Origin of the sequence: Bacteroides sp. AF20-13LB (assembly GCF_003603065.1) — a bacterium.
Classification (GTDB): domain Bacteria; phylum Bacteroidota; class Bacteroidia; order Bacteroidales; family Bacteroidaceae; genus Bacteroides; species Bacteroides uniformis.
The window spans coordinates 1-979 of record NZ_QTMH01000030.1; the positions used below are offsets into that span (position 1 = coordinate 1).

General features: G+C 43.8%; 2 protein-coding genes. One reads left to right on the forward strand and one right to left on the reverse strand.

Annotation, left to right across the window (positions count from 1 at the left end; translation table 11 throughout):
• Nucleotides 1–129: 129 nt before the first annotated feature.
• Nucleotides 130–342: a hypothetical protein gene (locus DWX62_RS22555; RefSeq protein ID WP_007567577.1), complete on the reverse strand. Its 213-nt coding sequence runs from the start codon at nt 340–342 to the stop codon at nt 130–132.
• 106 nt (nt 343–448) lie between these two features.
• Here DWX62_RS22555 and DWX62_RS22170 point away from each other — a divergent pair, with 106 nt between their 5' ends.
• Nucleotides 449–859, forward strand: coding sequence for a hypothetical protein (locus DWX62_RS22170; RefSeq protein WP_004291538.1), 411 nt, complete (start codon nt 449–451; stop codon nt 857–859).
• The last annotated feature ends 120 nt before the right edge of the window (nt 860–979 follow it).

Consider the following 979-nt stretch of genomic DNA (forward strand, 5'->3'; position numbering starts at 1 on the left):
TTTGCATACGGAAGTTACGAAAAGAGTGTAATTTATTGGAAATGAGCGTAGGTTAATTGCTCTTGATAGTAATAGGTTACGATTTAGTTAGTTATCTACTGCATTATCCTTCTGCGCGTTGCGTAACCTTCAAAGAACTCTTCGTATGCAAAAGTAGCTATTTAATTCGAGATTTTGATATAAACTCCCGTTTTTTATCCCCTCATTCATAAGAATTTTCCGTAAAAGCGGTATTGTCCGTCGGCACACCATTGCCCAAAACGAGTTTGGAACAAACGTGTGCCGACTACCGCATAGCTGGAGAAAAGGGCATTGCCTCACGCCTAAACGATGTTTAGACAGATGAAGCAATGCCCCTTTCTTTTGCGCCTATGCCAAGAGGTGCTTTTACGGGTTTTCAAATGATTTTTCTTTTTTCGCTGTCTCTTTTGCCGGAAGCGGAAAGTGAATGCAGAGTGTGTCAGCCTGCCCCATGAATGAAACAGGCGCCCACACACAGCCGGACAAACCGGGAAGAATGATTGTTGCCACCCGGCTGAACAAGTTCCGTCGGATCGGAAACAATCATACTTCCTTTGTTGTGGTTTGCCCTTTTCACGCTTCCGGTGATGTCTTTTTCCTTTTGGTGATTCTTTTTTTTACGGATTTTCCCCTGAAGTTTTTTTCTACACAATCTGCCTCTGTTTTCGTTTACCTCCATTTTGCGCCTTTCAGTAAGCCGCATCAGTCAGTCATTTTCGTTCTGGGCGCAAAGGTAATTCCGGGATTGGACGGGAAAGCAAGGTCAAGCCTCCTGTTTTCGGTAAAAATCTCCAGCCCTGCGGGTAGTATTTTGACCGAAAAACCTTGCATTCCCTAATCCCTACCTTTTCAAGCACCCGAAACGAAAACGACCGATGCGACAGAAAGACGCATAAAAAAAATGTCGGATAAACGAGAGGCAGATAAGATAGTTTGAAACTCAACTCCCTCAGCTCTT

Coding starts and splice junctions, on each gene's coding strand:
- DWX62_RS22170 (WP_004291538.1), top strand. CDS start 449: ATGCAGAGTGTGTCAGCCTGCCCCATGAATGAAACAGGCGCCCACACA.